Annotated in this window: 12 protein-coding genes; 4 read left to right on the top strand and 8 right to left on the bottom strand. The window is 61.3% G+C overall.

Translation table 11 applies throughout. The features are described from left to right. Window positions 1-7: 7 nt before the first annotated feature. On the bottom strand, window positions 8-301 hold the full coding sequence (locus JWU58_RS24060) for a putative quinol monooxygenase (protein WP_206421095.1): 294 nt from the start codon (window positions 299-301) through the stop codon (window positions 8-10). 119 nt (window positions 302-420) lie between these two features. Between JWU58_RS24060 and JWU58_RS24055 the strand changes: the two genes are divergently transcribed. From JWU58_RS24055 to JWU58_RS24045, 3 genes are all read left to right on the top strand, one after another. Further along, window positions 421-1,350 carry a LysR family transcriptional regulator gene (locus JWU58_RS24055; RefSeq protein ID WP_024011464.1) on the top strand — a complete coding sequence of 310 codons (930 nt, stop codon included), beginning with the start codon at window positions 421-423 and terminating at the stop codon, window positions 1,348-1,350. A 317-nt stretch (window positions 1,351-1,667) separates the two neighbouring features. Further along, a complete protein-coding gene (locus JWU58_RS24050; protein WP_016771819.1) occupies window positions 1,668-2,402 on the top strand; it encodes an ArsR/SmtB family transcription factor in 735 nt (244 codons plus the stop codon). Between the two features lie 127 nt (window positions 2,403-2,529). Continuing rightward, complete coding sequence (locus tag JWU58_RS24045) at window positions 2,530-3,912, top strand: MFS transporter (protein ID WP_110603750.1); 1,383 nt, start codon at window positions 2,530-2,532, stop codon at window positions 3,910-3,912. Between the two features lie 126 nt (window positions 3,913-4,038). Here the strand turns inward: JWU58_RS24045 and JWU58_RS24040 are convergent, their stop codons facing one another. The 3 genes from JWU58_RS24040 to JWU58_RS24030 all read right to left on the bottom strand — a co-directional run bounded on the left by JWU58_RS24040 (window position 4,039) and on the right by JWU58_RS24030 (window position 7,256). After that, entirely contained in the window at window positions 4,039-4,992 is a 954-nt protein-coding gene (locus JWU58_RS24040) for an adenosine deaminase (protein ID WP_024011466.1), read from the bottom strand. An 80-nt stretch (window positions 4,993-5,072) separates the two neighbouring features. Beyond that, window positions 5,073-6,038 (bottom strand): 2-oxoglutarate and iron-dependent oxygenase domain-containing protein, encoded by a 966-nt coding sequence (locus JWU58_RS24035; RefSeq protein ID WP_206421094.1) that lies wholly within the window; start codon window positions 6,036-6,038, stop codon window positions 5,073-5,075. Between the two features lie 144 nt (window positions 6,039-6,182). Further along, a complete protein-coding gene (locus JWU58_RS24030) occupies window positions 6,183-7,256 on the bottom strand; it encodes a BMP family ABC transporter substrate-binding protein (RefSeq protein WP_016771815.1) in 1,074 nt (357 codons plus the stop codon). Window positions 7,257-7,543: 287 nt separating this feature from the next. Between JWU58_RS24030 and JWU58_RS24025 the strand changes: the two genes are divergently transcribed. After that, a complete protein-coding gene (locus JWU58_RS24025) occupies window positions 7,544-8,635 on the top strand; it encodes a calcium:cation antiporter (protein ID WP_056787779.1) in 1,092 nt (363 codons plus the stop codon). Between the two features lie 116 nt (window positions 8,636-8,751). Here JWU58_RS24025 and JWU58_RS24020 read toward each other — a convergent pair whose 3' ends face one another. The 4 genes from JWU58_RS24020 to JWU58_RS24005 form a co-directional block, all read right to left on the bottom strand. Beyond that, entirely contained in the window at window positions 8,752-10,110 is a 1,359-nt protein-coding gene (locus JWU58_RS24020; protein WP_125926201.1) for an 8-oxoguanine deaminase, read from the bottom strand. Window positions 10,111-10,366: 256 nt separating this feature from the next. Next, on the bottom strand, window positions 10,367-11,053 hold the full coding sequence (locus JWU58_RS24015) for an SDR family oxidoreductase (protein WP_039764086.1): 687 nt from the start codon (window positions 11,051-11,053) through the stop codon (window positions 10,367-10,369). A 276-nt stretch (window positions 11,054-11,329) separates the two neighbouring features. Next, the gene (locus JWU58_RS24010) at window positions 11,330-12,256 is read right to left on the bottom strand and encodes an ABC transporter permease (protein WP_206421093.1); all 927 of its coding nucleotides are present in this window, start codon (window positions 12,254-12,256) and stop codon (window positions 11,330-11,332) included. Further along, on the bottom strand, window positions 12,256-13,365 hold the full coding sequence (locus tag JWU58_RS24005) for an ABC transporter permease (protein ID WP_206421092.1): 1,110 nt from the start codon (window positions 13,363-13,365) through the stop codon (window positions 12,256-12,258). Before JWU58_RS24005 ends, JWU58_RS24010 begins: the two co-directional genes overlap by 1 nt. Window positions 13,366-13,372: the final 7 nt, after the last annotated feature.

Below are 13,372 nucleotides of genomic sequence, written 5' to 3'. Positions count from 1 at the left end.
GAAGGATTCAGGCAATTTTGCCGAGGCGTTTGAGCTGGAAGTGTTCGATGGTGTGGCCGGCGCTGGCCTGAAACTTCTGAAAATGCGCGCTGGCGTTGTGCGTCTCAAGAATCTCGCCACTGGCCCACTGTTCGATGACATAAAAAACCTGCGGATCGGCAAGGTCGCGGTGCAGGTCGTACTGGCCACAACCCGGCTCGGCGCGGCTCGGTTCGACGAGGGCACGCAGCGCCTGTTCGAGAACGTCTTGCTGGCCGGATTTAGCGGTCAGGGTGGCGATAGCGGTAAAGGGCTGGGACATGCGTGGACTCCAGAATCGGAATGAATTCGATGGAGGCCATCATTGGCTATTTCTCTGCGCGATAAAACCGGCTAAAAGAGCAGTCTCTTTCAATATTTTTTTGATAATCGAGGCTGCGCATGCTGCGTTTTGATGACTTGCAGTTGTTTGTTCGCGCGGCGGATCTGGGCAGCCTGTCGGCGGCGGCACGGGTGATGGACATGTCTGCGGCGGTGGCCAGCGCGGCGTTGAAGCGCATCGAGCAGCAACTCGGTGCGCGGCTGCTGGCGCGGTCGACCCGCAGCCTGCGCCTGACCGCCGAGGGCGAAGGCTTCCTTGAATATGCCCGCGCCGCCCTGAGCAACCTCGACGAGGGGCGTCGACTGCTCGCCAGCGGTCAGGATCAGGTCAGCGGGATTTTGCAGCTTTCGGCGCCCTCGGACTTCGGCCGCAATCTGCTGCTGCCGTGGCTCGACGCGTTCCAGCGTGAACACCCGAAACTGACGGTGCGCCTGCTGCTTGGCGACCGCATCGCCGACCTGTTCCGGCAACCGGTGGACATCGCCCTGCGCTACGGCGAGCCGGAAGATTCCAGCCTGATCGCCTTGCCCATCGCGCCACACAATCGCCGCGTTTTGTGCGCATCTCCCGATTACCTGGCCCGGAATGGCGAACCGCGCCAGCTTGAGCAGCTGGCCCAGCACAACTGCCTTTTGTACATGCTCGGCAGCCGCGTCCACGACCATTGGAGTTTTCACGATGGCAAGCGTGAAGTCGGCCTGACCGTGAGTGGCGACCGCTTCAGCGATGACGCCGACGTCGTGCGGCTATGGGCGGTGGCCGGTGCCGGTATCGCCTACAAATCCTGGCTCGACGTCGGCGCCGATGTGCTCGCCGGACGCCTCAAAGTGCTGATGCCGGAACTGCTGTGTGAGCGCGCACCGCTGAATCTGTTGTGCGCCCATCGCGCACAATTGAGTAAGCCGGTGAACCTGCTGAGGGAGATGCTCGCCAGCCGATGCGCCGAATTGAGTAGCCAATTTCCCGGTTTCCTCAAAGTTGATCATTAGTCGCAGGCAATTAGAGAAATTTCTGTCAGGAACAATCGCCACCTGCCCAGGCCCAGGCGCAGGACGTCTGGCTTAACCCGCTTATACTAGCGCCCGCCTCATGCCTGCACTGACACCCGGCGCGCAGACCCCGTAGCGCGTTGCCGGCTTTTGGTGACGGTTGCTACTTCTGCTGCCAGGTTGTGTGCCGGAGCAGCTGGTGTCGGTGGCATCCCTTGCCACCGATCCCGGGCGATTTTCGCGTGTTGGCCGATGCCCCATAACCGGCCAGGATGTCTCCGAGCGGTAGACGATACGATTCAACAGGGAGTGAACATATGGAACATGCACCGTGCATCAGCCAGATCGCGACATTGCTGGCCGACCCCAAGCGCAGCGCGATGATGTGGGCGTTGATGGATGGCTCGGCGCGGCAAGCCGAAGAGCTGGCGCTGCTGGCCGGGCTCTCGCCGTCGTCGGCCAGTGCGCATCTGGGACGCCTGTCCGCAGGGGGGCTGTTGAACATCGAAATGCGTGGACGCAAACGCTTCTTTCGCCTGGCGGCACCGGAAATCGGCGCGGCGATCGAAGCACTGGCCAGCGCCACCATTGCCAGCGCGCCACGGCAAATCCCTGATGCGCTGAAACGCACGGCTCCCATGGTCAGACCACAGGCGGCGCCGTCTTCGCTGTTGCGCGCGCGGTTCTGCGACGATCATCTGGGCGGTACTTTGGCGGCCGACCTGTATCAGCGCCTGCTCGATGCCGGCTGGATCGAACAGCTGGAGCAGCGGGTGGTGGTGACGCACAAGGGCTCCACCCGACTGGCCCAGCGCGGTGTGTTCATCCAGGCCCTGGCCCACCGCAACGTGCAGGTCGCCTGCGCCTGCCCGGACTGGAGCGAGCGCCGTCCGCACATGGGCGGCTCACTGGGCGCGGCGCTGTTGCAGTTGTTCATGCAGTCCGGCTGGCTGACCTTGCCCAACGATTCCCGCGCCTTGCAGTTGACCGCCACCGGCCAGCGCGAAATCCATCGCTTTGCCAAGGAAACCGAGCTGGAAACAGCGTTCTAGAGCGTTGCTCGGCGATGAGCTGAAGGCTGACGTCGTCCACGGCTGTGAACAGGTCGCATCCAGTACGACCTCTGAATGACCATCGCGCACACTCGATCCGGGGATTTTCCGGATGGGGGAGCACAACATGAATACACAACGCTTTAGTGCGGCTGAGCGCCTGGAACGGCTGCCGCTCAGCGGTTATCACCGCGTCATTTTCATCATCATTGCCTTGGCGTTTTTCTTCGACTCCATGGATCTGGCGATGATGACTTTCCTGCTCGGCTCGATCAAAGCCGAGTTCGGCCTGAGCAGTGCGCAAGCAGGGCTGCTGGCCAGCTCGAGCTTCTTCGGCATGGTGCTCGGGGCGTCGCTGTCGGGAATGCTCGCCGACCGCTTCGGGCGCAAACCGGTGTTTCAGTGGAGCATCGTGTTGTGGGGCGTGGCCAGTTACCTGTGTTCGACAGCGCAGACGGTGGAGACGCTGACGCTGTTTCGCATCCTGCTCGGAATCGGCATGGGCATGGAGTTTCCCATCGCACAGTCGATGCTGTCGGAGCTGATTCCAGCACAACGGCGCGGGCGCTACATCGCCCTGATGGACGGGTTCTGGCCGCTGGGGTTTGTCGCAGCGGGCGTGCTCTCGTACTTCCTGCTGCCGCTGATTGGCTGGCGCGATATTTTCCTGGTGCTGGCAGTGCCGGCGGTGTTTGTCCTGGCGATCCGCTTTTTCATTCCCGAGTCACCGCGCTGGCTGGAACAGGCCGGGCGCGACGCCGACGCGGACAAAGTGTTGAACGGCATTGAAGCGCGGGTGCGTGCTTCGCTGGGCGGTGCGGCGTTACCGGAACCGGTTCGTTTGCCACGCACGGTGACGCCACCGGGTAATTTCTTCTCGGCACTCAAGCAGATCTGGTCGCCGCAATATCGCCAGCGCACGACGATGATCTGGAGTCTGTGGTTCTTCGCATTGTTGGGTTTTTACGGGCTGACTTCCTGGCTCAGCGCATTGCTGCAACAGTCGGGTTTCGCCGTGACGCAATCGGTGTATTACACGGTGCTGATCTCGCTCGGCGGGATTCCCGGCTTCCTCATGGCGGCGTGGCTGGTCGAGCGTTGGGGGCGTAAACCGGTGTGCATCGTCACCCTGCTCGGCGGCGGGGTGATGGCGTTTCTGTATGGGCAGAGCGCGGTGTTCGGCGGCAACGTGGCGTTGCTGATCGGCACCGGACTGTTGATGCAGTTTTTCCTGTTCGGCATGTGGGCGGTGCTCTACACCTACACCCCGGAGCTGTACCCGACTTCGGCACGGGCAACCGGCTCGGGATTCGCTTCGGCGATCGGCCGCGTCGGCTCACTGCTCGGGCCACTGGTGACCGGGCTGGTGTTCCCGATTACCGGGCAGGGCGGGGTGTTCGCGCTGGGCGCGGCGTGCTTCGCGATTGCGGCGGGCGTGGTGTGGCTGTTCGGGATGGAGACGCGGGGCAAGACCCTGGAAGAGCTGACCGAAGCGCAGCTATTCAAATAAACGCAGTACCCTGTGGGAGCGGGCTTGCCCGCGATGGGGCCAGCAAATTCAACATCTATGTTGACTGACAATCCGCTATCGCGGGCAAGCCCGCTCCCACAGGTATTGATGTGATTTTGCAGTTGCTTACGGTTTTACCAGCCGCGCATCCAGGCTGTTCTGCGCCAGGCGCTTGGCCTGATCCTGGGTCATGCCCAGATGCTCGTGCAGCGCATGGAAGTTCTCGGTCACGTACCCGCCGAAATACGCCGGGTCATCGGAGTTCACCGTGACCTTCACGCCGCGCTCAAGCATGTCGAGGATGTTGTGCTGCGACATGTGATCGAACACGCAGAGCTTGGTGTTCGACAGCGGGCACACGGTCAGCGGGATCTGCTCGTCGATGATCCGCTGCATCAGGCGCTCGTCTTCGATGGCGCGCACGCCATGGTCGATGCGCTGGATTTTCAGCAGGTCGATGGCTTCCCAGATGTACTCCGGCGGGCCTTCTTCACCGGCGTGGGCGACGGTGAGGAAGCCTTCGTCGCGGGCGCGATCGAAGACGCGTTTGAATTTGCTCGGCGGGTGGCCCATCTCGGAACTGTCGAGCCCGACCGCGACAAACGCATCACGGAACGGCAGCGCCTGATCGAGGGTTTTCTGCGCTTCGTCTTCGCTGAGGTGGCGCAGGAAGCTGAGGATCAAACCGCTGCTGATGCCCAGTTGCGTCTCGCCATCCTTGAGGGCGGCGGCGATGCCGTTGAGCACCACTTCGAACGGGATGCCCCGGTCGGTGTGGGTCTGCGGGTCGAAGAACGGTTCGGTGTGGATTACGTTCTGTGCTTTGCAGCGCAGCAGGTAGGCCCAGGTCAGGTCGTAGAAGTCCTGCGAGGTGCGCAGCACATCGGCGCCTTGGTAATACAAGTCGAGAAATTCCTGCAGATTGTTGAAGGCGTAAGCCTTGCGCAGGGTTTCGACGTCGCTCCACGGCAGGGCGATCTTGTTGCGTTCGGCCAGGGCGAACAGCAGTTCAGGCTCCAGCGAACCTTCCAGATGCAGGTGCAGTTCGGCTTTGGGCAAGGCGTTGAGCCAGTCGTACATAGTCTTTTCTCATCAGGTGCAATGCCGGCATTCTACAGAGGCTGGCCGCAACAATTGGCAAAACCTGACCAGGTGATCGATCAAACCGCCTCTTGTTCACGGCGATAGGCGTAGGTATCGGCGAAGCGCGACAGCAGGAATTCGGCACAGGTGGTGGTCGGATATTTCGCCGGATGCTGTGCGTCCTGGCAACCGGGCAGGCATTCGATGCGCGTGTCCGGGTGCGGTTCGGCGAAGAACGGCATCGAATAGCGATCCACGCCCAGCGGGCTGATCACCCGGTGCGGGGTCGAGCGATAACGGTCGTTGCTCCAGCGCGCCATCATGTCGCCGAGGTTGACCACGAACGTGCCGTCAATCGGTGGCGCGTCGATCCATTCACCATTGACGTTCTTCACCTGCAAACCGCCGGCGCTGTCCTGATAGAGCAGGGTGATGCAGCCGTAATCGGTGTGGGCGCCGGCACCTTGTTGCTCGGCGGAGCTGGCGGTGTGACGCGGCGGATAATGGATCATGCGCAACACGCTGACCGGGTCGACAAAGCGCGAATCGAAGAAGTCGCGCTCGATGCCCAGCGCAATGGTCATCGCCCGCAACAGGGTTTGCGCCAGCGCCTGCATGTCGAGGTAATGCTGCTCCATCAGCGTTTCCCAGCCGGGTTGCGCCGGATGCCGATTGGGGCCGCGCAAAGGTTTTTCCGCGAGCACCTCGGGATGTTCGTTCGGCAGGTGCAGGCCCATGTCGAAGGTTTCTTTGAGATCGCTGGGTTTGTTCGGGTCCAGTTGCTCGGTGGCAATCGCACCGTAGCCGCGATGATGGCGGGTCTGGGTGATGTCGATTTTGAGTTTTTCTGCAGCGGGCAAGGCAAAGAAGCGTTGGGCGTGATCGAGCAGGGCGTCGATGCGCTGCGCCGAGATCGGATGGCCCTTGATGTAGAAAAAGCCCCATTCGCGACAGGCTTGGTCGATTTGTTCGGCCACCGCAGGCCAGGCGTTTTCGTCGTCGCCATAGAGCGGGCTGATATCAATGATCGGAAGCTGATCCATACACAATCCTTGAATACGCTGTGTTGCCAATGTGGGAGCGAGCCTGCTCGCGAAGAGGGAGTGTCAGACAACATTTTTGTTAATGACACACCGCTTTCGCGAGCAGGCTCGCTCCCACAGGGTTCTGTGTGGTGAATCGGGGGACTACTTCGGCATCTCGGCCTTCATGCCCTCAACGTAATAATTCATCGAAGCCAGTTCCGCATTGGTCGCGCTCACGCCCGCGGGGATTTTTTCCACACCGGCCTGATCCTTGATCGGCCCGGTAAACGGCTGCAATGCGCCGCTCTTAATGTCGGCGATCAACTGCTCGGCTTCGGCTTTGACCGGCGCCGGCACCAGATCGCTGATCGGCAGTTCCACCGTGCCTTCCTTCAACCCGCCCCAGTAATCCTGAGATTTCCAGGTGTGATCGATCACGCTCTGCGTCGCCTGAATGTAGTGTGGCGCCCAGTCGTTGACGATCGAGGTCAGCACCGCTTTCGGGCCGAAGTGGGCCATGTCCGAGGCATAGCCCACGGCATACACGCCGCGCCGTTCGGCAGCCTGAATCGGCGCCGGGCTGTCGGTGTGCTGGAACACTACATCAACACCCTGATCGATCAGCGCATTGGCGGCGTCGGCTTCCTTGCCCGGATCGAACCAGGAGTTGACCCACACCACCTTGATTTCGGTGCCAGGGTTGTACTTGTTCAGGGCCAACTGGATGGCGTTGATGTCGCGGATCACTTCCGGAATCGGGAACGAGGCGACGTAGCCGATCTTCTTGGTCTTGGTCATCTTCGCCGCGAGGAAACCGCCGACGTAACGGCCCTCGTAAGTGCGCGCCAGGTAGGTGCCGAGGTTCTTGTCCTGCTTGTAACCGGTGGCGTGTTCGAAAGTGACCTTGGGGAATTGCTTGGCGACTTTCACTGTCGGGTTCATGTAGCCGAAAGACGTGGTGAAGATCAGGTCATATTTGTCCTTGGCCATGTTGCGGATCACCCGCTCGGCGTCGGCGCCCTCGGCGACGTTTTCCACGTAGTTGGTGGTGATCTGCGTGCCGAGTTTTTCCGCCAGGGCCTTGCGCCCCTGTTCGTGCTGATACGTCCAGCCGTGGTCACCGATCGGGCCGATGTAGACGAAGCCGACCTTCAGCGGATCGGCAGCGCTGGCGCTCAGGCTGATTCCCAGACCGATGGCGGCGTACAGCAGTTTGTGCAGCGGACGTATTGGCATGAACCCGAACTCCATTTTGTTGTGTGTGCTCAGGGCCAATGCAAATTGCTGACCAACAGGACAACAAACACATTTGAAAACGCGGCGCGGCCTTCGCGAGCAGGCTCGCTCCCACAGCGGACGCATTTCAATGTGGGAGCGAGCCTGCTCGCGAAGAGGCCGGCAAGGCCAATAAAAGTGCATGCCTGAATCCAGCTGCCATCGCGTGGTGCGTAAAGATGTAACGAAACGTTAGTGGCGCGCGGCAGTCAGTAGCTTCATCAGCTCTTTTCGGCAAAAGGCCCGTCATGCTCTCGATCCTTAAACAAGAAAGCTTCCTGCTGCTGGCAGTCCTTGCCGCGTGCGTCGCTTATCCACTGGAACACTGGCTGCTGCACAGCGGCCAGATCGTCGCGCTGGGCGGCGGTCTGCTGCTGATCGCCTTTATCGTCGCCGCTTCGATGCGTGTTGCTCATCACGCTGAACTGCTGGCGGAAAAGGTCGGCGACCCCTACGGCACGATGATCCTCACGCTCTCGGCGGTGCTGGTCGAAGTGGTGATCCTGGCGATCATGATGAGCAACGAAGCCTCGGCAACACTGGTGCGCGACACGATTTATTCAGCGGTCATGCTCGACATCAACGGCATCCTCGGCCTCGCCGCTTTGATGGGCGGGATCAAACACGGCGAGCAGTCCTACAACGACGATTCGGCGCGCAGCTACAGCGTCATGATCCTCACTGCGATGGGCGTGTCGATGGTGGTCCCGGAGTTCATTCCCGAGGCCAACTGGAAGATGTATTCGGCGTTCACCATTGGCGCAATGATGGTGCTCTACGCGCTGTTCCTGCGCATGCAGGTCGGCCCGCACAGTTACTTTTTCAGCTACAGCTACCCGGACAAACGTCGCAAGAAGGAGCCGGTCGAGCAGGAGCCGAAGCCGGTCAGCCTGGCGCTGTCGATCGGCATTCTGGTGTCGGGGGTGGTGATCATCGGCGCACTGGCCGAGGTGATGTCCAAGACCCTCGATCTGGGCCTGGAAGGCACGGGCGCGCCGCCGGTGATCACGGCGATTCTGGTGGCAGCGATTTCCGCCGCGCCGGAGATTCTGACTGCACTGCGTGCGGCACTGGCCAATCGCATGCAGTCGGTGGTCAACATTGCGATGGGCGCGTCACTGTCGACGGTGATTCTGACCGTGCCGGTGATGGAAGCGATGGCGCTGTACACCGGCCAGCCGTTTCAAATGGCGATGACCCCGGTGCAAACGGTGATGATCTTCATCACCCTGATCGTCAGCGCGATCAACCTCAATGACGGCGAAACCAACGCCATTGAGGGCATGACGCACTTTGTGCTGTTTGCCACGTTCATCATGCTGTCCCTCTTGGGACTGTGATCGTTCCCACGCGCAGCAAAGGAATGCCGCCATGGACGCTCTGCGTCCGCTTTTGGGACGCGGAGCGTCCCGAGATGCATTCCCACGCAGAGCGTGGGAACGATCATATGCGGGGATCAGGTGCCGGCAATCAACTGCCGAGCCGCCTGGCTGTGATCGGCGATCAAACCTTTCAGGTCCAACCCTTCAACCTGCCCATCAACCACACGCCACTTGCCGCCAATCATCACTCGATCCGCCCGATCCGCGCCGCACAGCAGCAACGCCGAAATCGGATCGTGGCTACCGGAGAAGCGCAGTTCATCGAGCTTGAACAACGCCAGATCCGCCTGCTTGCCCACGGCGATTTCGCCGATGTCGCTGCGACCGAGCAGGCTCGCCGAACCTCTGGTCGCCCAGCCCAGCACGCGCTCCGGGGTGATCTTTTCGGCGCCGTAGCGCAGGCGCTGGATGTACAGGGCCTGACGCGCTTCGAGGATCATGTTCGAGGCATCGTTGGACGCCGAACCGTCAACGCCAAGACCGAACAGCGCGCCGGCGTCGGTCAGCTCGATGCTCGGGCAGATGCCGGACGCCAGGCGCATGTTCGAGCTTGGGCAGTGGCAGATGCCGGTACCGGCCTGGCCGAGGCGGGCGATTTCGTCGGGGTTGAAATGGATGCCGTGGGCCAGCCAGGTTCGCGGGCCGAGCCAGCCGACGCTGTCCAGATAATCGACGGTGCGCAGACCGAAACGTTGCAGGCAGAAGTCTTCTTCATCAAGGGTTTCAGCGAGGTGGGTGTGCAGACGCACATCGAGTTTGTTCGCCAGATCAGCGCTGGCCGACATGATTTCCGGGGTCACCGAAAATGGCGAACATGGCGCCAGAGCGATCTGGATCTGCGCGCCGTCGCCACGCTCGTGATACTCGTGAATCAGCCGCTGGCTGTCATCAAGAATCACCTGACCTTCCTGCACCGTTTGTTGTGGAGGCAGGCCGCCGTCCTTCTCGCCAAGGCTCATCGAGCCGCGCGTGAGCATGGCGCGCATGCCCAGTTCACGCACCGTTTCGACCTGCACGTCGATGGCGTTTTCCAGACCATCCGGGAACAGATAGTGATGGTCGGCAGCGGTGGTGCAACCTGAGAGCAGCAATTCGGCCAGCGCCACTTTGGTGGCGAGGGCGAGTTTTTCCGGGGTCAGCCGCGCCCATACCGGGTACAGGGTTTTCAGCCACGGAAACAGCGGCTGATTGACCACTGGCGCCCAGGCGCGGGTCAGGGTTTGATAGAAGTGATGGTGAGTGTTGATCAGGCCCGGCAGGATCACATGCTCGCGGGCATCGAACACTTCATTGCACGGCGCCGACGGCTGCTGACCGGCAGCGAGCACTTCGACGATGACACCGTCTTGCACGACTAGACCGCCACGGGCATCAAGCTCGTTGGAGGTGAAAATGGCGAGGGGATTTTTTAACCAGGTACGGGTCGCAGGCATTGTGGCCGGCTCCTCTGAAAGTTGGGTTCAGGGTTGCCAGCTCAGTGTTGCCCTGTCTGCTGATCCAGGGTCGCCGCGAAGGACGAGGCGCGCAGTTTCAAACAAATCGCCGCGCCGGGCAAGCGCCACCCGACCATTCACCATCACTCCCTGTGGGAGCGAGCCTGCTCGCGAAGGCGTCATGTCAGTCGATACAGATTTACCTGACAGATCGTATTCGCGAGCAGGCTCGCTCCCACATCGGGATTTTCAGTGCTTACCAGGCAATCGTTTCACCCTTGTAATTGACGAAGTGATGCCCGCCCTTGCCGGTGAATGCATTGACCTGGTCAATCAGCCCGCGAGTGCTGGTCTCTACATCCAAGTCAGCACCTTCGCCGCCCATGTCGGTCTTCACCCAGCCCGGGTGCAGCGAAAGTACGGTCAGTTTCTGCTCGCCCAGTTGCGTGACGAAACTGTTGGTCATCGAATTCAGCGCCGCCTTGCTCGCCTTGTACAGCGCCAGTTCCGGCGCGTCGGGCATGGTCACGCTGCCGAGTACCGAACTCATGAACGCCAGCACGCCGCTGCCGTCGCGGATCTGCCCGACGAAACGCTGGGCCAGATTGATCGGCGCCACCGCGTTGGTGAAAAACAGTTGCCCGACCTCGGCCAGTGTCGCGCCGCCCGGCGTCTGCACGTCCGGGCCTTTGACCCCGGCGTTGACGAACAACAGATCGAAGGTTTCGCCCTTGAGTTTCTGGCTCAGAGCGATCACCGCTTGCTGATCGTCCATGTCGAGCTTCTCGATGCGCACGTCACCCAGCGCTTGCAGCGCCTCGGCCTTCTGCGGATTGCGCACCGTCGCGGTCACTTGCCAGCCATCGCCCAGCAGGGTCTTCACCAGACCGAGGCCCAAGCCGCGGGAGGCGCCGATGATCAGTGCGTTTTTTGCCTGAGACATGATGGGTTTCCTTGAAAGTCAGCATTCAGGATTCAATGGACACGCCTGACCGCGCCACAGTTGCAGCGCTTGGCGAAAACAGGCTTTGACCCCGGAGCATACTCCAGGCCTCTTGAGTTTCTCGAGGGTGTTTGATCAGAAACAATCATGAGGCGTGGTTCAAGTGTTGCCTGTGCGGACGCTTTCGCGAGCAGGCTCGCTCCCACATTTGCCCGTGTTCACTCAGATCCCCTGTGGGAGCGAGCCTGCTCGCGAAGAGGCCCGCTCTGACAACGATCAGTGTCCTGACTGCCACGGTTGCCCCAACGAAACCGGCGCATACAACCGAGTGCGCACGGCATCGCCGGACAGCAACACCAGCACCAGAATCGTCGCCACATACGGCAGCATCGCCAGCAGGCTCGAAGGTATCGCCAGTCCCAATCCCTGTGCCACCAAGTGCAGAATGCTGGCGAGGCCGAACAGATACGCCCCTAGCAGCAAGCGCCACACCCGCCAACTGGCAAACACCACCAGCGCCAGAGCGATCCAGCCGCGCCCTGCGGTCATGTTCTCTGCCCACATCGGTGTGTACGCCAGCGACAGATAAGCCCCGGCCAGCCCGGCCATTGCTCCGCCGAACAACACCGCCAAGGTGCGCACGGTCAGCACCGGCAAGCCCATGGCGCTGGCCGCATCCGGGTTTTCACCGACCGCCTGAATGATCAGGCCGACACGACTTTTGATGATCACCCACGCCACCAGCGCAAACAGCGCGAACGACAGATACACCAGCAGATCCTGGGCAAACAGCATCCGCCCGATCAGCGGGATCTCACTCAGATACGGAATCGCCAAAGGCTCGAAACCTGCCAGCGGCTTACCCACCCAGGCCGCGCCGACAAATGTCGACAGGCCCACGCCGAAGATCGTCAGCGCCAGCCCGGTCGCCACCTGATTGGCGTTGAATACCAGCGCGACCAGGGCAAACAGTGACGACAACAGCATCCCGGCCAACATCGCCAGCAGCACACCCAGCCACAGGTTGCCGCTGTTCAGCGCGACGATAAAACCGATCACCGCACCGAACAGCATCATGCCTTCCTGGCCGAGGTTGAGGACGCCGCTTTTCTCGCAGATCAACTCACCCAATGCCACCAGCAGCAGCGGCGTGCCGCAGCGGACCATCGCGTAGAAAATATTGCTCAACAGATCGATATCCATCACAGCGCTCCGGCGGTTACGGCAGGGGTCGAGGCGCGCCGGGTCCAGCGCAGTTTCAGGCGTGGCCGATAGAGAATCAGCACGTCACAGGCGAGCAGGAAAAACAGCATCATGCCCTGGAACAATTGGGTGATCGCTTGCGGCAGATTGAGCGACATCTGCGCGCTCTCGCCGCCGATGTACAGCAGCGCCATGAGCAGACTGGAGAACAGAATGCCAAGCGGATTCAACCGTCCGAGGAACGCCACGGTGATCGCTGCGTAGCCATAGCCCGGCGACACTTGGGGCACCAATTGGCCGATCGGCCCGGTCACTTCGCAGACCCCGGCGAGCCCGGCCAGACCACCGCTGATCAACAGCGCCAGCCAGATCAGGCGCTTCTCGCGAAAGCCGACAAAACCTGCCGCACGTTTGTCCAACCCGAGCACTTTGATCTGGAAGCCGATAAAGCTTTTCTGCAACAACACCCACACCGCAACCAGCGCGAGCAGGGCGAAATACACCCCGGCATGCACGCGGCCGTCCTCCAGCAGCAGCAGCGGCAAGCGACTGGCGTCGCCGAACATCGCTGACTCGGGAAAATTGAAGCCCGCCGGATCCTTCAACGGCCCGTGCACGCAGAACAGCAGCAGGTTCAACGCGATGTAATTGAGCATGATGCTGGTAAGGATTTCGTTGGCGTTGAAGCGCGTGCGCAGCCATGCGGTGAGTCCGGCCCATGCGGCGCCCGCCAGCGTGCCGGTCAGCAGAATCAGCACCAGCGCCCAGCGACTTTGCATACCAATAATGTTTACCGCCACAGCACTGCCGGCCAAGGCGCCAAGTAGAAGTTGGCCTTCGGCGCCGATGTTCCAGATCCGCGCCTGATAGGCCACGGCCAGGCCGAGTGCGCAGAGCAGAATCGGCAGCGCCTTGACCAGTAATTCAGATACGCCATACAGATCGCTGACCGGTGCGATCAGTAGCGTATGCAGGGTTTGCAGTGGGTCGTGGCCCAGCGCGATGAACAACAGCGAGCCGCAGCCGAGGGTCAAGGCCGCCGCCAATAACGGCGAGCACCACAGCATCAGGCGCGATTGCTGGCCACGGGGTTCGAGAGAAAGCAGCATGGTTGGA

The organism is Pseudomonas atacamensis, assembly GCF_017167965.1.
In the GTDB taxonomy this organism is placed as follows: domain Bacteria; phylum Pseudomonadota; class Gammaproteobacteria; order Pseudomonadales; family Pseudomonadaceae; genus Aquipseudomonas; species Aquipseudomonas atacamensis.
The sequence above is the reverse complement of the archived record's forward strand: the minus strand, read 5'-3'. Positions and strand labels throughout refer to the sequence as shown.